The sequence below is a fragment of the Streptococcus mitis genome (assembly GCF_003942765.1).
Classification (GTDB): Bacteria; Bacillota; Bacilli; order Lactobacillales; family Streptococcaceae; genus Streptococcus; species Streptococcus mitis_BE.
Genome location: NZ_RJNW01000006.1, coordinates 45,217 through 63,782, shown reverse-complemented (window position 1 = coordinate 63,782; position 18,566 = coordinate 45,217). Strand labels below are relative to the sequence as shown.

Annotated in this window: 15 protein-coding genes, 2 tRNA genes and 4 pseudogenes; 12 read left to right on the top strand and 9 right to left on the bottom strand. The window is 38.0% G+C overall.

The window, feature by feature from the left end; translation table 11 throughout:
- Positions 1–43: 43 nt before the first annotated feature.
- Both D8849_RS09015 and D8849_RS09010 read left to right on the top strand, forming a co-directional pair.
- Complete coding sequence (locus D8849_RS09015) at positions 44–499, top strand: GNAT family N-acetyltransferase (RefSeq protein WP_125386822.1); 456 nt, start codon at positions 44–46, stop codon at positions 497–499.
- A 41-nt stretch (positions 500–540) separates the two neighbouring features.
- Positions 541–810 (top strand): annotated as a pseudogene (locus D8849_RS09010) (transposase); the annotation flags it as partial.
- Between the two features lie 109 nt (positions 811–919).
- Here D8849_RS09010 and D8849_RS09005 read toward each other — a convergent pair.
- The 5 genes and pseudogenes from D8849_RS09005 to D8849_RS10550 form a co-directional block, all read right to left on the bottom strand.
- Positions 920–1,123 (bottom strand): CsbD family protein, encoded by a 204-nt coding sequence (locus tag D8849_RS09005; RefSeq protein WP_000109960.1) that lies wholly within the window; start codon positions 1,121–1,123, stop codon positions 920–922.
- Between the two features lie 30 nt (positions 1,124–1,153).
- Positions 1,154–1,762, bottom strand: a complete 609-nt coding sequence (locus D8849_RS09000) for an Asp23/Gls24 family envelope stress response protein (RefSeq protein ID WP_033684829.1) — start codon at positions 1,760–1,762, stop codon at positions 1,154–1,156.
- Between the two features lie 30 nt (positions 1,763–1,792).
- A complete protein-coding gene (locus D8849_RS08995; protein WP_000455069.1) occupies positions 1,793–1,963 on the bottom strand; it encodes a DUF2273 domain-containing protein in 171 nt (56 codons plus the stop codon).
- An 11-nt stretch (positions 1,964–1,974) separates the two neighbouring features.
- Positions 1,975–2,547 (bottom strand): alkaline shock response membrane anchor protein AmaP, encoded by a 573-nt coding sequence (amaP, locus tag D8849_RS08990; RefSeq protein ID WP_023946078.1) that lies wholly within the window; start codon positions 2,545–2,547, stop codon positions 1,975–1,977.
- A 76-nt stretch (positions 2,548–2,623) separates the two neighbouring features.
- Positions 2,624–2,859 (bottom strand): annotated as a pseudogene (locus tag D8849_RS10550) (GlsB/YeaQ/YmgE family stress response membrane protein).
- Between the two features lie 375 nt (positions 2,860–3,234).
- Between D8849_RS10550 and mgaSpn the strand changes: the two are divergent.
- From mgaSpn to D8849_RS08970, 3 genes and pseudogenes are all read left to right on the top strand, one after another.
- Positions 3,235–4,702 (top strand): annotated as a pseudogene (gene mgaSpn / locus D8849_RS08980) (virulence factor transcriptional regulator MgaSpn).
- A 780-nt stretch (positions 4,703–5,482) separates the two neighbouring features.
- The gene (locus D8849_RS08975) at positions 5,483–6,772 is read left to right on the top strand and encodes a DUF308 domain-containing protein (protein ID WP_125386821.1); all 1,290 of its coding nucleotides are present in this window, start codon (positions 5,483–5,485) and stop codon (positions 6,770–6,772) included.
- A gap of 9 nt (positions 6,773–6,781) precedes the next feature.
- Complete coding sequence (locus D8849_RS08970) at positions 6,782–7,870, top strand: AI-2E family transporter (protein WP_185756240.1); 1,089 nt, start codon at positions 6,782–6,784, stop codon at positions 7,868–7,870.
- Between the two features lie 140 nt (positions 7,871–8,010).
- Here D8849_RS08970 and D8849_RS08965 read toward each other — a convergent pair.
- From D8849_RS08965 to D8849_RS08950, 4 genes are all read right to left on the bottom strand, one after another.
- Positions 8,011–8,083 (bottom strand) — tRNA-Lys (locus D8849_RS08965).
- Between the two features lie 62 nt (positions 8,084–8,145).
- Positions 8,146–8,661 (bottom strand): DUF308 domain-containing protein, encoded by a 516-nt coding sequence (locus D8849_RS08960; protein WP_000672738.1) that lies wholly within the window; start codon positions 8,659–8,661, stop codon positions 8,146–8,148.
- A gap of 351 nt (positions 8,662–9,012) precedes the next feature.
- Positions 9,013–9,085, bottom strand: a tRNA-Lys gene (locus tag D8849_RS08955).
- Between the two features lie 264 nt (positions 9,086–9,349).
- A complete protein-coding gene (locus tag D8849_RS08950) occupies positions 9,350–10,621 on the bottom strand; it encodes a replication-associated recombination protein A (RefSeq protein WP_125386820.1) in 1,272 nt (423 codons plus the stop codon).
- Between the two features lie 115 nt (positions 10,622–10,736).
- Here D8849_RS08950 and D8849_RS08945 point away from each other — a divergent pair, with 115 nt between their 5' ends.
- From D8849_RS08945 to D8849_RS10825, 7 genes and pseudogenes are all read left to right on the top strand, one after another.
- Positions 10,737–11,207 (top strand): DUF3013 family protein, encoded by a 471-nt coding sequence (locus D8849_RS08945; protein ID WP_125386819.1) that lies wholly within the window; start codon positions 10,737–10,739, stop codon positions 11,205–11,207.
- 9 nt (positions 11,208–11,216) lie between these two features.
- Positions 11,217–11,675, top strand: a complete 459-nt coding sequence (locus D8849_RS08940; RefSeq protein WP_125386818.1) for an NUDIX hydrolase — start codon at positions 11,217–11,219, stop codon at positions 11,673–11,675.
- Positions 11,641–12,042, top strand: coding sequence for a hypothetical protein (locus D8849_RS08935; RefSeq protein ID WP_125386817.1), 402 nt, complete (start codon positions 11,641–11,643; stop codon positions 12,040–12,042). Before D8849_RS08940 ends, D8849_RS08935 begins: the two co-directional genes overlap by 35 nt.
- Positions 12,021–12,971 (top strand): 50S ribosomal protein L11 methyltransferase, encoded by a 951-nt coding sequence (gene prmA / locus D8849_RS08930; RefSeq protein ID WP_125386816.1) that lies wholly within the window; start codon positions 12,021–12,023, stop codon positions 12,969–12,971. The genes D8849_RS08935 and prmA overlap by 22 nt, the downstream gene beginning before the upstream one ends.
- A gap of 1 nt (position 12,972) precedes the next feature.
- Positions 12,973–13,716, top strand: coding sequence for a 16S rRNA (uracil(1498)-N(3))-methyltransferase (locus tag D8849_RS08925; protein ID WP_125386815.1), 744 nt, complete (start codon positions 12,973–12,975; stop codon positions 13,714–13,716).
- A gap of 10 nt (positions 13,717–13,726) precedes the next feature.
- Entirely contained in the window at positions 13,727–15,523 is a 1,797-nt protein-coding gene (pepF, locus tag D8849_RS08920) for an oligoendopeptidase F (RefSeq protein WP_125386814.1), read from the top strand.
- 2,541 nt (positions 15,524–18,064) lie between these two features.
- Positions 18,065–18,424: pseudogene (locus D8849_RS10825) on the top strand (hypothetical protein); the annotation flags it as partial.
- Positions 18,425–18,566: the final 142 nt, after the last annotated feature.

Here is an 18,566-nt window from a genome sequence, read left to right as displayed (position 1 = left end):
AAGTAGTATAATGGAGAAACATAGATAAGATGGGGAGGAAAAGATGACAATTCGTTTTGAAGAAAAGGTGAGCCCAGAAAACGCTCAGCTCGTATGCCAATGGTCCAACTCCCTTGGCAAATCCTTTCAAGAACAATGGATGGGAACAATGATTCCTTTTCCCTTGACCATTCAAGTTTTGCAAGATTTGGAAGGAATCTTTTCAATCTTTGAAGGACAAGAGTTTGTGGGGCTTATCCAGAAAATCAGGCAAGAAGACAGCAATCTTCATATTGGACGCTTTTTTATCAATCCCCAGAAACAGGGACAAGGCATAGGTAGTCAGGCTTTAAGGAAATTTGTTAGTTTGGCCTTTGAAAGTGGAGACATAGATAGTATTTCTCTAAATGTCTACGAGGCAAATCAAGCAGCCCAGCACCTTTATCAAAAAGAAGGATTTGAAATCGTTCAAGTGGTTGAAGCACCTGTACGAAAATACATCATGAAAAAGGGGAGATAGAAGCAAACAGCCTTGAAATCAATGTTGACTGCGATGATGAACCTGAATCAGCCCCTCAAAAGGGACTGTATATGAATGAACGTTACCAGTGTTTAAAAACTAAAGAATATCAGGCACTTTTATCTTCCAAGGGTAGACAAATTTTCGCTAAACGTAAGATTGATATGAAATCTGTCTTTGGGCAGATAAAGGTTTGTTTGGGTTATAAGAGATGTTATCTGAGAGGTAAGCGCCAAGTGAGAATTGACATGGGATTCGTACTCATGGTCAACAACCTGCTGAAATATAATAAGAGAAAGAGGCAAAATTAAAAAGCTAGAGTTCCGCAATTGGAAATCTCTAGCTTTTTGTTTTCTGAGAATCATCTTGACTCAGACTCTTTTGACTAATGTTACTAAAAAGATAAAGTAACTTTTAGCCTTATTTATTGTCGCCACTCAACATGTTTTTAACACCTTCGATAGCACCTTCTACAGCGTCTTTGGCATCTTCAGCAACTTCTTTTACTTTAGAAACAACTTTTTCAGCTGTTCCTTCTTTTTCCATTTTTTCATCACCGATGGCTTTTCCAACACCTTCTTTAATAGAACCTTTAGCTTGATTTAATTTTTCTTCTACTGACATGATAATTTTTCCTGTTATATTTATTTTATCTTAGTTTACACGAGTTTTTTCGTGAGATACTACACCAGTTGCTGCACCTTTAACAGCTTCTACACCTTCACTAACTTTTTCTTGAACAGTTGAGAAACCAGATCCAAGACCAGATTTAGCTTTTTCGAATTGTTCTGAAGCGAATTCTCCTGTTGATTCAGCAACGTCAGATACGCGATCTTGAAGGCTTACTGAGTCTGCTTCATGTTGTTCTTTAGTTTTGATGTCGACAACGTTTACGTTGATTTCAACAACTTCCAAGTCAGTCATTTTAGCAACTTCTGAAGATACGATTTCTCTGATTTCTGAATATAAAGCTGGAACATTTTTTTGGTACTCAGCAATAATGTTTAAGTCAACTGCAACTTGTGTTTTACCAACTTCTACGTTAACACCACTTGTTACGTCATCGCTGTTAACGATTTTTTCTTTAAGATTTGAGAAGAAACCACCGTCGATTCCCAAAAGACCTGAAACGTTTTCTAGTGACAGACCAATGATTTTTTGGATAACTTTATCTTCGTAAGTAAGTTCCCCTTTGATTTCGTGAGCTACAACAGTAGCATCTTTCTTTTCTACGTTAGTGTTAATGTTTTTTTCGTTTGACATATGAAACTCCTTTAATTAAATTAGTAATTTTTATTTATCTATATAGTTTTTTTCGATATATAATCCAGCTGCAACTCCCAGTGCTCCTAAAATCAATACAAATATTGTTTTGAAGAAGCCAAAGGAGATAATCAAACAAGCGAGAAATACGCCTATGAGACCAGTGATAATTGGATATCGATATTGTTTAAGCCATTCCATTTTTTACTTCCTTACTTCACACGACTAACAGTCTTTTTGTTTTGAGGTTTTGGTTTAGGCTGGTAGTCTTTTACTAGAACTTCTAGTTTAACCTGACGCTCAATACCAAAAAACTGCTTCAATCCATTAGTTATTTCATTTTGAATTAGTTGGCATCTGTCAGCGATGTTGTCCGAAGGAAGAATTTTACCTTCTACATGAACGAAACATTTATTTTTTCGTAAATTTACATGAACAGTTGGGTTCTTGATCAATCCATGATCACTTACCAAACTTCTAACAAAACCTTCGATTGCAGAATTCTTTAATTTTAATGTATCGTTTTTAGTTTCAAGTTGAATTTCCAAATAACGTTTAGGATAAAACAACACAACTAACATCGATAACAAAACTAAAGTTGATAGAGCCACTATCCCCCAGAATATATATCTAGAGAGATAGAATTCAACGAAATGATTCTGTCTCCAGCTAAATAGCTGAATGCCTAGATCACTAACTTGATGATAATCTATCAAAACAGGAAGGAAAATTGTCAAGATTAAAATACAGAAAATAATTAAAAATATTTTCTTTGTTTTTGACATATACAATCCTTTCGATTTAATATTAAACTATTTTTACCCGTCTAATCTATTTAAAAATAGTTTATTCTACAAGTAATTATTTTTTACCTGTAAAGAATGATGCTACAGTAACAACAATTGCTACTCCTGCAATAGATGGGATCAAAGCCATTCCAGCGATGGATGGGCCCCAACTACCTAAGAGGGATTATCCTACAGATGACCCGACTAAACCAGCGAATACATTTGCGACGATTCCCATAGAACTACTTTTTTAGTGATTCTACCTGCTACAAGTCCAATAAGACCTCCAGCAATGATAGACCACAACATTGCTTACCCTCCTTTTTTATTTTAATATCAAAAAATAAATCAATTCCTTTGATTGTTGTTATTATATAATTTTAATACAAAATAATCAATTATTTTGATTATTATATAATTTTAATATAAAAAAATCAAATTCTTTGATTGTTGCTATTATATAATTTTTAAAATTAAAAATATAATCTTTCGACTTGAATTTGATTCTGTATTCACGCCCTCAATAGACGGTAAAATAAGAAAATTGTTTATATATTGACTCCGTAGTGTTATTATACGAAATAAAAGATTTTAGGAAAAGTCGTTATATCATGTTGTACCTATTCTTTGTGGTATAATTGCAAGAGGTGAAATCCGATAATTTATAAAAAGAGAAAGACATTCATGAGAGATTTATTATCTAAAAAGTCATAGGCAATTAGAATTATTATTTGAACATAAACGATGGTTTCATCGTTCTGAACTAGCAGAGTTATTAAATTGTACAGAACATGCAGTCAAAGATGATCTATCCCATGTTAAATCTGCTTTTCCTGACTTGATTTTTCATTCTTCGACTAATGGTATACGCATTATTAATACCGATGATAGTGATATTGAAATGGTTTACCATCATTTCTTTAAGCATTCAACTCATTTTTCGATTTTAGAATTTATCTTCTTTAATGAAGGTTGTCAAGCTGAAAGTATTTGTAAAGAATTCTATATCAGTTCATCTTCGCTCTATCGTATTATTAGCCAAATCAATAAAGTGATTAAAAGGCAATTTCAATTTGAAATCAGTCTGACCCCTGTTCAAATCATTGGAAATGAGAGAGACATTCGTTACTTTTTTGCACAATATTTTTCAGAAAAATATTATTTCCTAGAATGGCCATTTGAAAATTTTTCATCAGAGCCCCTATCTCAATTGTTAGAATTGGTTTATAAGGAAACAAGCTTTCCAATGAATTTGTCAACTCATAGAATGCTAAAGTTGCTCCTAGTTACGAACCTATATAGAATAAAGTTTGGTCATTTCATGGAAGTAGAGAAAGACTCTTTTAACGATCAAAGTTTGGATTTTTTAATGCAGGTAGAAGGAATAGAAGGTGTTGCTAAGAATTTTGAATTAGAATACAATATCTCTTTAGATGAAGAAGTTGTTTGCCAATTATTTGTGTCTTACTTTCAAAAAATGTTTTTCATAGATGAAAGTCTCTTTTTGAAATGCGTAAAAAAGGATAGCTATGTTGAAAAATCTTACCATCTATTGAGTGATTTTATTGATCAGATTTCAGTCAAGTATCAGATTGAGATTGAGAATAAGGATAATCTGATTTGGCATCTGCATAATACTGCACATCTGTATCGTCAGGAGTTGTCCACTGAGTTTATTTTATTTGATCAAAAAGGGAATACAATCAGGAATTTTCAAAATATTTTCCCTAAATTTGTTTCAGATGTAAAAAAAGAGCTTTCTCATTATTTAGAGACTCTTGAAGTTTGTTCTAGTTCAATGATGGTAAATCATCTATCTTATACCTTCATCACTCATACCAAACATTTGGTGCTTAATCTACTACAAAATCAGCCAAAGCTGAAGGTTCTGGTTATGAGTAATTTTGATCAGTATCATGCAAAATCCGTTGCAGAGACACTTTCTTATTATTGCAGCAACAATTTTGAACTTGAAGTTTGGACTGAATTAGAATTATCAAAGGAATCTTTAGAAGAATCGCCTTATGATATCATCATTTCTAATTTTATTATTCCTCCGATTGAAAATAAGAGACTGATCTATTCAAATAATATAAACACGGTCTCACTCATATCTTTGTTAAATGCCATGATGTTTATTCGATTAGATTAGTAACCTAAAATAAAAAATGCTATTTCGCGTTTTGAACTGTACCTCAAAAGTTAGACAGAAAAAATCTAATTTTTGGGGTGTTTTTATTAAGAAAAGACCTTCAGTCATTTAAGTAAAATGTACATCTAGAGTCATAGTCCTCTAAAACTCTTGCTTTTTTTGTAGAAGATACGAAAAAAACCTTGATTCCAAGGCTTTTCCTGTTGTATGTAGATGCCCCCATGGATTTGGGAGACTATATCATCTTGAAAGTAATTAAAAAGTTGAAATATAAGTGATTTTAGGTATTTTCAATGTCATGATTTAAAAATGGGACAAAAGTGGGGCAAAAACCATACAGATTCTAAACTGTATGGTTCTTTTTTTATCTAACCAAGAAAGGTTAAAACTTATTAAAACAAATGCAATCAACTGTTGAAAACTTTTTAGTCCGTGTAATATAAAAACAAGTAAAAAGTTGAACTATAGGGAATATTGTGTCATAATAGGTAATAGATGAATAATTAATAGATTGGAAATAATGCTTTCTTACCTTAACAAGTTGAATTGGTTATACATTTTTTCGTCGCAATTGTGTCTATCTCTCGAGTTTAGCTAGTTTTTATAAGCTCTGGTTTCTAATCAATATAACAAATTTTAGAAGTGCATAAGACAAGATGGTGACATTACTACAGTCATTTCTAGTCACCATATGTTGCTGGCACAGGCTGTTTGTAGTGTTGGCTATTTACTAGTCAGTTTAATCGGAGTGTTTAATTTTTATTGTTGAAAGGTTTTTATATGGAAAAAATTCTATCTTTAGGTCTGACAGGTAAGAAATTACTTGCTCAGGGGTTCTTGTTTGTTCTGCTAGGTCTCATCTTGATGGTCACGGGGACTTGGTTGCCAGTAAAGGTTATTCGACTGGTTCTGTTTTTAGCTTGGATAGCAACGGTCTTAGATTTAGTATTACGTATTTTCAAAAAAAGTCAGTCAACGGACACCTTGGGAGTTGCACTGGTTAAATTGTTAGTGCTGGGATATTTGCTTGGCTCCAATCTTGCGACGGATGTGCCGATTTATATTTTGGCTCTTGTGATTGGAGTTTATCAGATTTTTCATGCTAGTATTAACCTTGTCACCTATGTTCTCTACCGCAAAAACAAAATTCGACCTCGTTTTCGTCTCTTACTAGATGGACTCGTACTAGTTTTTCTTGGTGGGACTAGTCTTTTGTCCTCTACAGGAAATTCTGTCTTTCAACTCTTTGTATTAGGGGCTTATTTTTTCCTTTATGGTCTGTCCAATATCCGTGATGGTTTCTTGTTTGAGGAGGAAATTGGGAAAAACCATCTCAAACGTCGTATTAGAATTAGCTTACCTATTGTCCTAGCCGCTCTCATCCCTGCAAGAACTTTAGCAAAAGTTAACAAATTTATGCTGGAAAATGCTGATGAGGAAGAAGATATCCATCTTGGAATAGTGAAGTCTGGTAAGACAGCGGAGCTTGAAATTTTTGTTCATACAGCTGAGACCTCTCTGTTTTCGGCAATTGGTCATGTGGATATCTGCTATCAAGGCCGTGTTATTTCTTATGGCAACTATGATCCGTCTTCTGAGACCTTATTTGGCATGGTAGGAGATGGTGTCTTATATTTCTGTGATCGTGACAAGTACATTGACCTATGTAAACGTGAGAGTCAAAAAACGCTTTTTGGTTATGGGATAGTTTTGACGCCTGAAATGGAAAAAGCAGTTCAGAAAAAGTTGGCTGAATTGAAACAACTGACGATTCCATGGGAGCCAAGTGCAGATAAAATCATGACAGGTGATGGTAAGGAAGACTACACCTACGCTTATAAAATCAGACATGAGACAGATGGGGAACTTTATAAATTTATCAAATCTAAGTTTAAATCCTACTTTGTCTTATCTACAAACTGTGTGCTCTTGGCTGATACCATAGTCGGTCAGGCTGGCACCGATATCCTCTCACCCAAAGGATTTATCGCTCCAGGAACTTACCAAGCCTACCTTAATCGAGAGTTTGAAAAACCAAATAGTATAGTCGTATCTAAACATGTTTATTAAGGAGAATTTATGAACTTAGTAAAAAAATACACCCCGTTAATCCTTTTTATAGGGCTGGTTGCTCTTGTAATTCTGAATGCATCGAGCTTTATATCAGGAGCAATCTCTCTCTTTGATGTAATATCAACCTTGATTTATGGTGCTGTTATTGCTTTTGTGCTTAATGTTCCTATGAAAAAAATTGAACAGTACTTAGTTAAATTGAAGGTAAAGGCAGAGTTGCGTCGTCCGATTGCCATGGTACTTGTTTTCCTAGCTCTTATCTTAATCGTGATTGCTCTTTTGGTTTTGGTGCTGCCAACCCTAGCCCAGACTATTAGTCAGCTGGGAACAGTCCTTTCAACAGTCCTTACTCAACTTGGGAAATTGCTAGGCAGCTCGGAATTTGTAACCAAAGACATGTTGTCAACTATCGTATCAGGCATACAGGGACAATCTAGTTCTATTAGCCAAGCTTTGATAGGTTTTTTATCAGGTCTGACTAGTAATATCGGCAATATTTTTTCAAGTTTGATGAATGCCTTTTTGATTATAGTCTTCACCTTTTTATTTTTATCCAGTAAGGAACATTTGGCAGCGATGACGAGTCGACTTCTAAAAGTTTTTCTTCCAGAGAAGGTGGTGATAAAGTTGACTTACATTGGACAAGTAGCACTAGAGACTTATGACCAATTTTTGATGAGTCAGCTGATTGAAGCAGTTATCATAGGAGTTATGATAGCGGTTGGTTACAGCCTGTTTGGGATACCCTATGGAGTAATGACAGGTATATTTGCAGGAGTGCTATCGTTCATTCCTTATGTAGGGCCTATGATTGCTTGTGTTGTGGGAGCGATTTTTATCTTCACAGTGAGTCCTACTCAAGCCTTACTTTCTCTTCTTCTATATCAAGTTATACAGCTGATTGAAGGAAACCTTATTTATCCAAAAGTTGTAGGTCAGTCTATTGGTTTACCAGCTATTTTCACGCTTGCGGCTGCTAGTATTGGAGGCAATCTCTTTGGCTTACTTGGGATGATATTCTTTACCCCCGTATTTGCTGTTATCTATCGACTGGTTAAAGAATTTGTCGTTGCAAAGGAAAATCAGGTAGATTAAGCAAAACTAAATTTAATAAGATATACTGAGAAGAGAGTGAGAGATTCTCTTCTCTTTTATTTTTAAATACTTTTCTACAAAAAGCTATTAGACGTTAAAAAAAGCCTTGGTTTCAAGGCTTATTTCTGTTGATTTAGATGTGCCCCCTGCAGGGCTCGAACCTGCGCCCCATAGATTAAGAGTCTACTGCTCTACCAACTGAGCTAAGGAGGCAACAGAAAAAGCTGAGAATGTAACTTCCCAGCTATTTTAATATGCCCAAAATGGCAACTAGATTATTTACGAAAGGCCTCAATAATGTAGGTGAAGCCAGTAACTAAAAATGAAAAGGCAATGACATAAACGACAAAGACACCTGTAGCCACTGGATTGAACAGAATCACTAGACCTAGTAAAAATACAAGCAAGGCTACCCACATGATATGGTTGCCAATAATAGGGAAAATCAATCCCAGACGATTGCCTTTAAAGAAAACTATAATGGCTTCTACAATTAACCAAATTCCTAAAATAGTTGGAATGACGACCGGCAGGGTCACAAAGCCATAAGCAACGAGGTAAAGAGCTAAAAGAAGACTAACAAACCCTTGGAAAAGATAAACAGGTGAGCGAAGCTCTTTTGGTGCAGAGAAATAGCCTAAAAGAGCTGCTATAGAAGAAACCAGTAAATCAAATGCAATCCACCAGCTGTAAGCAACAAGATTAGCTACTGGGTGTGTAAATAGGAAAAGTCCTAAAAGGACAAAAACAACTCCTGCAAGGAATAGCAGTAAACGATTAGAAAATTTCATTTCAACACCCCCTATATAGTATAGTATAGTTTGATAATAAAAATATTATACACCTTTTTAGAGGAAATGTCAATAAACAAAATGGAAAATTTGGAAGTTTCAGTCTGATTCATGAAAAGAAAATCAGTTTTTATTATTTTGAAAATAAAAAGAGAAGATAAAATTTGTCTTCTCTACATGAAAATATTGTATGGCATCAAAGCAAAAGTAACTGGCTTTACACTATTTGTTAAGATGTAATTTGGTTCAAAAAGAAAAGATAGATTTAAAAGTGGGGCAAATGATGAGGCAAATCAGTTATAGATAAGCAAAAAAGCCTTGGTTATCAAGGCTTTTCCTGTTGTATGTAGATGCCCCCTACAGGGATCGAACCTGTGACCCACGGATTAAGAGTCCGCTGCTCTGCCAGCTGAGCTAAGGAGGCAAAGAAAAAAGCTGTATTGGTGCCGAAACTTCACGGTTTGTATTGAACCCGCGCAATTAAGCAGGTGGGCAACTCGCTCTAACTGAAGCTGTTTCCGTGTGAGACGGCCTACATGCTGTTAGAAGACTTTTGTTTCCCTAATAATACAAAAAATAGTCGGTCAACACTTAAGTGTGAAGTCGTACACCACAGCGTTTCTATGTTTATATGATACCACTTTTTCAAAAAAAATCAAGAGGAAAGTGCAATTTTTTGAAAAGGATTTCAGATTTTTCGCAAACGGTCGATAGCTTCCTTTCTTTGAGCCAAAGCCCGTTCATATTTACCAGTATCTTCTGCTTGGAAATAGTGATGATTGCGGATTTTTTCTGGCAGATAGTCTTGCTTGACCCAATTTCCAGGATAGTTGTGTGGATAGAGATAGTCTTGGGCATTCCCTAGTTCCTTGCTTCCGCTGTAGTGTCCATCACGCAGGTGTCGCGGAATAGGCAAGTGCCCTGATGTTTTGAGGTCAGCAAGTGCCTTATCCATAGCTACATAGGCTGAGTTGGATTTTGGAGAAAGGGCCAAATCAATCACGACATTGGCAATGAGAATGCGGGCTTCTGGGAACCCAATCTTCTGGGCAGCATCCAGAGCAGTCACGGTATGAATCTGGGCTTCAGGGTTGGCCAAACCGATATCTTCATAGGCGATAACGGTCAAGCGACGAGCGAGACTTGGCAGATCCCCAGCCTCAATCAAGCGGGCAGCATAGTGAAGACTGGCATCAACATCTGAGCCACGGATAGACTTTTGCAGGGCTGAGAGAACATCATAGTGGCCATCTCCATTCTTATCCATAGTGATGTAGCTCTGCTGCAGGCTATTTTCCATGATATCAAGGGTGATATGACGGATGCCCTCGTCATTCTCAGGGGTAGAAAGAACCGCCAAGTCCAGTGAGTTGAAGGCAGAGCGAAGGTCTCCGTTTGTAGAGGTAGCAATGAAATCCAGCGCATCCTCATCTAGTTCTACTGGGAAATCAAAACCACGCTCAGGGTTACTTAGAGCTATCTGCAGGGCCTCTTTGACGTCTTGGTTAGACAGAGGTTCTAACTCAAAAATTTGAACTCGGCTACGGATGGCAGGAGTGACAGAAAAGAAGGGATTTTCAGTCGTAGCGCCAATCATGATGATCAGACCACTTTCCAAGAGAGGCAAGAGGAAATCTTGCTTGGTTTTATCTAGTCTATGAATCTCGTCTAGTAATAGGACGAGACCACCAGAGAATTTCGCCTCTTCCGCGATTTCTTGGAGTCTTTTTTTACTATCTACTGTCGCATTGAAAGTTCGAAAGGTATACTTGGTCGTCCCTGCGATGGCAGAGGCAATACTGGTCTTGCCGATTCCCGGAGGTCCATAAAGAATCATGGAGGACAGGCGGTTGGCTTCCACCATGCGGCGGATAATTTTTCCAGGCCCGACCAGATGTTCCTGACCAATGACCTGGTCGATGGTTTTAGGGCGCATGCGAAGCGCGAGATTGTCTGGCATAGCAGTCCTTTCTAGCGTGGATTTTCTGATGTATATGTGGTAAGATGGTAGTATCTATTTTAGCATATTTCCGAGCAATCGGGGCGATTTAAGAGTCGCATAGAAAGAGGACAAAATGGCAACATATGGATTTTTAGATGTTTTACAAGAAGAGTTGGACAAGAACTTTCCTTTTGATTATGAGATTAGTTGGGACAAGCGCAACCACGCGGTTGAAGTGAGTTTTTTGTTAGAAGCGCAAAATGCTGCAGGTGTGGAGATGGTGGATGAAGATGGAGAGGTTTCGTCAGATGACATTCTCTTTGAAGAAGTAGTTCTTTTCTACAATCCTGCTAAATCAACAGTCAATGCAGAAGACTATTTGACTGTCATCCCTTACTTGCCTAAAAAAGGATTTTCTCGTGAATTTTTAGCATATTTTGCTCTTTTCCTTAAAGATACTGCTGAGGTTGGGCTAGATGCCCTCATGGACTTTTTGGAAGACCCAGAAGCAGAAGAATTTGTCATGGAATGGAACCAAGAAGTCTTTGAAGAAGGAAAAGTTGGCTTGGAAGAGGGAGAATTTTATCCTTATCCGAGATACTAGGAGTTTGACATGGAAATAGAAATTTCTGATTTCACAGGCTGCAAGATTGCATTGTTTTGTGGGGATAGGCTCTTGACTATCTTACGCGATGATAAGGCAAGCATTCCCTGGCCCAATATGTGGGAACTGTCTGGTGGTGGCCGTGAAGGCGATGAAAGTCCTTTTGAGTGCGCAGCGCGTGAAGTTTATGAAGAACTGGGAATTCATTTGACTGAGGATTGTCTGCTTTGGAGTAAGGTTTATCCCAGTATGCTTTTTGAGGGGAAGGAATCCGTCTTTCTAGTTGGTAAGTTGGCTCAGGAACAGTTTGACAGTATCATCTTTGGTGATGAAGGACAGGGCTATCAACTCATGAATGTGGAGGAGTTTCTTAGTTCGGGTCAAGTTGTCCCTCAGTTACAAGAGAGAGTGAGAAATTATTTGGAGGAAAAGAATGATTTTTGCGATTGCAACAACCACGTTGAATAAAGAAGTTAAGCGTAAGCTAGAAACTGGACAATACTCTAGAGAAGAAGCTACATTTATCTATTTGGAATATTTAAAGTTAAAGAAGCAGAGAGAAAGTGGTATGAAAGTAGCTGGGATTTCTACGGCTGTTATTTGGGTATTAATGCTTGTTATACCCTTACTGAGTGATGGAGGTCTCGTACTGCCTCTTCCAGTATATTTTTTATTATTGATACTGTTAGCAGGAATTGTTCTATTTGTTTATTATCTTATGTTTGGTATTTTTAAACAGCAGATTCATAGCGCAATGAAAGAACACTATACAGATGTGATTGAGGAATTCAAGAAAAATAAGGAAGATTCAAAATGGAAACATGGCAAGAGTTAAAAGTTACAGTCAAGCGTGAGGGAGAGGAATTGGTTTCCAATCTCTTGATTGAGCTGGGAGCGCAAGGCGTTGCGATCGAAGACAGTATGGACTATGTGGGAAATGTTGACCGCTTCGGCGAGATTTTCCCAGAGGTTGAGCAGCAAGAAGAAATCGTAGTGACAGCCTATTACCCTGATACGGTTGATATAGCAACGGTTGAGGCAGACTTGCAGGCCCGTCTCGCGGAACTAACTGATTTTATGGATTTGGGAGAGGTAAAAATGGGTACGACTGCCTTGGCTGAGGAAGACTGGGCAGACAACTGGAAGAAATACTATGAACCAGCTCGTATCACTCATGATTTGACAATCGTGCCGTCTTGGACAGAATACGAGGCGACTGCGGGAGAAAAGATTATCAAGCTGGATCCAGGTATGGCTTTTGGTACGGGGACGCATCCAACAACTAAGATGAGCCTTTTTGCTTTGGAACAGGTTCTTCGTGGTGGGGAAACAGTGCTAGATGTGGGGACTGGATCAGGCGTCCTCTCCATTGCTAGCTCGCTACTTGGAGCTAAGGAAATTTTCGCCTATGACCTAGATGATGTAGCGGTTCGTGTTGCTCAGGAAAATATTGAGCTCAACCCTGGTATGGAAAACATCCATGTAGCGGCAGGAGACTTGCTTAAGGGAGTTGAGATTGAGGCAGATGTGATTGTAGCTAATATCTTGGCGGATATCCTCATTCATCTGACAGACGATGCCTATCGTTTGGTTAAGGACGAAGGCTACCTCATCATGAGTGGGATTATCAAGGACAAGTGGGATATGGTGCGCCAGTCGGCTGAGTCAACTGGATTTTTCCTCGAAACCCACATGATTCAAGGAGAATGGAATGCCTGTGTCTTTAAGAAAACCAAGGATATTTCCGGTGTGATTGGAGGCTAGCATGCAGCAGTATTTTGTCAAGGGGAGTGCAATCTCTCCTGTCACCATCGAGGACAAGGAAACCAGCAAGCATATGTTTCAGGTTATGCGCTTGAAAGAGGATGATGAGGTGACTTTAGTCTTTGATGATGGCATTAAGCGATTGGCGCGCGTGCTGGATGTGGAAACTCGTCAGTTTGAATTGGTAGAAGAACTAGATGACAATGTGGAACTGCCCGTTCAAGTGACCATCGCATCTGGCTTTCCCAAGGGAGACAAGCTGGAGTTTATCACTCAAAAAGTAACAGAACTCGGTGCAAGCCAAATCTGGGCCTTTCCTGCCGATTGGTCCGTTGCTAAGTGGGATGGCAAGAAATTGGGTAAAAAGGTTGAAAAACTAGAAAAAATTGCCCTTGGAGCAGCAGAGCAAAGTAAGCGTAATGTTGTTCCAAGTATCCAGCTTTTCGAGAATAAAGCAGACTTCCTAGCCCAACTTGACCAGTTTGACCGCATCGTAGTGGCTTATGAAGAGTCGGCCAAAGAAGGTGAAGCCACTGCGCTTTTACAAGCAGTTACTGGACTCGAGAAGGGAGCTAAATTGCTCTTTATCTTTGGTCCAGAGGGCGGTCTCTCACCTGCAGAAATTGAGAGTTTCGAAGCTAAGGGAGCAGTCTTAGCAGGACTTGGCCCTCGCATTTTGCGAGCAGAAACAGCACCACTTTACGCTTTATCAGCCCTTAGTGTTTTATTAGAATTAGAGAGATAAGAGGAAGAAAATGGAACAAAAACACCGTTCAGAATTTCCAGAGAAGGAACTTTGGGATTTAACAGCCCTATACCAAGACCGTGAGGATTTCTTGCGTGCGATCGAGAAGGCTCGTGAAGACATCAACCAATTTAGCCGTGACTACAAGGGCAATCTGCATACTTTTGAAGATTTTGAGAAGGCCTTTGCGGAATTGGAACAAATCTACATTCAGATGAGCCATATTGGCAACTATGGCTTTATGCCTCAGACGACAGATTATAGCAATGACGAATTTGCCAACATTGCCCAAGCTGGGATGGAATTCGAAACAGATGCCAGTGTAGCCTTGACCTTCTTTGACGATGCCTTGGTGGAAGCTGATGAGGAAGTCTTGGACCGTTTGGGTAAATTGCCACATTTAACAGCGGCCATTCGTCAGGCCAAAATCAAAAAAGCCCACTATCTAGGAGCTGATGTGGAGAAGGCCTTGACCAATCTTGGTGAAGTTTTCTACAGTCCGCAGGATATTTACACTAAGATGCGAGCTGGGGACTTTGAAATGGCTGACTTTGAAGCCCATGGCAAGACCTACAAAAACAGCTTTGTGACCTATGAAAATTTCTACCAAAACCATGAGGATGCTGAGATTCGTGAGAAATCTTTCCGTTCCTTCTCAGAAGGTCTTCGTAAGCACCAAAATACTGCTGCAGCAGCCTATCTAGCCCAAGTCAAGTCTGAAAAACTACTGGCAGATATGAAGGGTTACGACTCAGTCTTTGATTATCTTCTGGCTGAACAAGAAGTGGACCGTGCCATGTTTGACCGTCAGATTGACCTCATCATGAAGGATTTTGCGCCAGTTGCTCAGAGATACCTCAAGCATGTTGCCAAGGTTAATGGTCTTGAAAAGATGACCTTTGCAGACTGGAAATTGGACTTGGATAGCGCCCTGAATCCTGAAGTGACTATTGACGACGCCTACGATTTGGTCATGAAGTCAGTCGCACCTTTGGGGCAAGAATATTGTCAGGAAGTTGCTCGCTATCAAGAAGAGCGCTGGGTGGATTTTGCTGCCAATAGTGGCAAGGATTCTGGCGGTTATGCGGCGGATCCATATCGCGTGCACCCATATGTCCTCATGAGCTGGACAGGCCGTTTGAGCGATGTCTATACCTTGATTCATGAAATCGGTCATTCTGGTCAATTCATCTTTTCTGACAATCACCAAAGCTATTTCAACGCCCACATGTCTACCTACTATGTTGAAGCGCCATCAACCTTCAATGAATTGCTCCTCAGTGACTACTTGGAGCACCAGTCTGACGACCCTCGTCAAAAACGTTTCGCTCTTGCTCACCGCTTGACAGACACCTACTTCCATAACTTTATCACTCACCTTTTGGAAGCAGCCTTCCAACGTAAGGTTTATACATTGATTGAAGAAGGAGAAACCTTCGGGGCAAGCAAACTCAACAGTATTATGAAGGAAGTCTTGACGGATTTCTGGGGAGATGCTATTGAGATTGATGATGATGCAGCTCTGACTTGGATGCGCCAAGCTCACTACTACATGGGCTTGTATAGTTACACCTACTCGGCAGGACTAGTCATCTCGACTGCAGGTTACCTCCATCTGAAGCATTCAGAAACTGGAGCTGAAGATTGGCTCAATCTCCTTAAATCAGGTGGCAGCAAGACACCGCTTGAGTCAGCCATGATTATCGGAGCCGATATTTCAACAGATAAACCACTTCGTGATACTATCGAGTTCTTGTCAGACACAGTTGACCAGATTATCGCCTACAGTGTCCAGTTGGGAGAGTAAGGGAATAGAGAGGTTGTTCTAGAATGATGCTTATGGGTTTGTTAAGCGTCATTCTATTTAGCTTAACTATAGCTATTTTCAAAAATGTCGTTGAAGGTCGTGATGTTAAATTTGAACTTGCTGTAGAACTGGTATTGATAGTTATTTACTTCATTTTCGATCAGATTGTATTTAATTGAGAGAGCAAGCTATAAAGAAAATTGAATCTATTTATGGCTAGAGAAGATTATTTGTAAAAGATAAATAATATGATTTGTATAGATAAGGTAAATATTTTAAAGAAAGGGTGATTTTATGAAAAAGGAACAAGTGTTGATTGGTTTGGGCGTTGCAACTGCAATGGTAACTGCTTTTAATGGTCATGCACAAGCTGATGAGGTTGTAAATAAACATTCGACTAAGTCAACTGTTAACCAATCAGAAACTAAAAAGGATGCTGATGTTTCAGAATCTGATGTAAAAAAAGCAGAAGTAAAACTGAATCAAACAATTGAGGAAGAAAAAAATGCTCAGAAGCTTGTTGATAAAATGCAACAAGAGCATGCATCTACTGTGACAAATAAGAACAAAGCAGATGATGCTTTGAAACAAGCACAAGAATTTGCTAAACAAGCTAGTCCTGAAAAAATTAAAAATGCAGAAAAGGATCTTGTTGCTAAACAGACAACGGTTCGGAAGTCAGAAGAAAGATTGTCAGAAGCAAAAAAAGATGAGAAACAAGCCCAAGCAAGTGTTGAGAAACAAGAAACAGTTGTTAATAAGGCAAAAACTCAAGTTGCTCAGAGAGCAGTTGATGTAAAAAAAGCACAAAATAAAGTAACAGAAGCAGAGAAAACTTTTGATTGGAATACACTACGCGAGATTCAACAAGAAACTGATAAATTGGATGCGAAAGTGAAAGAGAACCAAAATAAAGTAAGTTCTTTAGCGAGTTCAGTATCAAAAACAGAGCAAGAACGAAAAGCGCTTATAGAAAGAGGAAATAAGACACGTTCTACTCTTGAAAAGAATTTAAAATCTGCTGGGGATGAGTTCCATACAGTAACGGTTTCTCATGAGATTAAATCAAATTCTGTTAGTGAAAGTGAGTCTAAAACTCCCCCACTTGATGAAAAAACTTTCGTAGGAAATGATGGTAAGACCAATTATGTTGCTGCGAACGAAGATGTGAATTTTAGTGGTGAAAGAACAGAAACAATTGTTGTAAAATCTAAGGATGATATCAATACTCCTCATGTGGTTGATTATAAGAAAGTTTCTGAATACGTTCGTAACTACTTAATCGAGTTGCGGAGAATAAATGGCATTGATATTCCAGTGCCACCTGTGACTGAAAAGGCTTTGAAATATGGAAAAGCTAGGGCAGATGAAATGGTGGCAAATGATAAACTGTCACATGATACAAAACTAAAAAATCAAGATTTTGGTTTTAAGGATGCAACAGAAAATGCTACAGCTGGTTCAGTTCCAGAAAAGAGTCGATTGAGTGAAAAAGAACTTGCTTATAAAGAGCTTCTATCTTACTTTAATGATTATAGTAATGCATCATTATATGGCGCATCAACTCCGAAAGAAGCAAATACTTTTAACTATGGCCATAGAATTCCCTTGCTTGCTGCATCAGGGACTGGATTTGCTCTTGGAGCATCTTCAAGTAAAAAAACAACTTTTGGAAATTATGGTGTAATGACTTTCATTAGTGAAGCAAAAGGTGTTTATGATACATTACCAACAGTGATTAGCCCATCTGAAAAAAGAAGCTATGTTTATAATGGTAAGACCTATTATTATAATCCAAGCAGTTCATATTTTTTAGCCAGAGCAGAAAATAAAGATGGTGATCCAGACCATAGTGAATTTTATTTTAACGGTAAACGTGTAAAATTTTTACCGAAGACAACTTTCCGTTATGTTTGGAATGAAATCACACATCCTAAAAATCCAGCTTATAAAAAAGCTAAAGAGGCTCTGGATAGTTTCAATCGAAAACAAAAAAACGAAGAAACTTTAATGAGGGATAAAATTTCATCACTAAACAAAAATCTTACAATTGCTAAAACAACATTGAATACAGATCAAAAAAATCTGGATAAAACTAAAAAACGTCTTGCAGACTTAACAAAACAAAATCAATCCAAGTTAAACGTTTTAAAATCTGCTAAATCTGAGTTGAGTAAACAACAAACAAAGTTAAATCTTGCTAAATCTGAACTTTCGAAGCAAGAATCTGAACTAAATCGATTGAAAGCAATCAAAAATAATAAATCTCATGCTAGTAAGAATGAGGAACAGTCATTAGTCAATGCTAAAAATGATTTGTTGAAGGCGAAACAACATGTCCTTGCTCTCAAAAATGCTCCAAGGAAACTCGAGGAAGCTAAAAAAAGTTTGATGATCGCTAAACAGAAGCTTGAGGAATCTAAAAAAGCACTTGAAAATGCAAATGCTAAACTAAACAATGCAAAAGTTAAAAAGGAAGCTGCTAAGAAAGAATACATCAAAGTATCTGAAGCATTAAAAGTAAGACTTGCTTCCAAAGGAAGTTGGATTCAATCATCTGGTCGTTGGTGGTATAGACATAACAATGGTTCCTATACATCCAATGGATGGGAACTAATTAATGGAAAATGGTATCATTTTGATCGCTCGGGCTGGATGCAGACTGGATGGGTTCAATCAGGTAGTTCGTGGTATTATCTCAGTGGTTCAGGGGATATGCAAACAGGATGGGTCAAATCAAGTGGCTCATGGTACTATTTGAATAACTCAGGCTCTATGCAAACAGGATGGTTCGCTGTTTCAGGGAAATGGTATTATGCTTACAGTTCTGGTGCCTTAGCAGTCAATACAACTACACCTGATGGATATCATGTCAATTACAATGGGGAATGGATTAAATAGAGAGTTTTGTGCTTTTTAAAAAGATTAATACAAACTCCTATTTTATTCAGTATAGTATAACCATCAAATATAGAGATTTACAACTAATTGCAATACATTAAAAATATACAATTTTTGAAAACAATATTGCAACTGATACGAA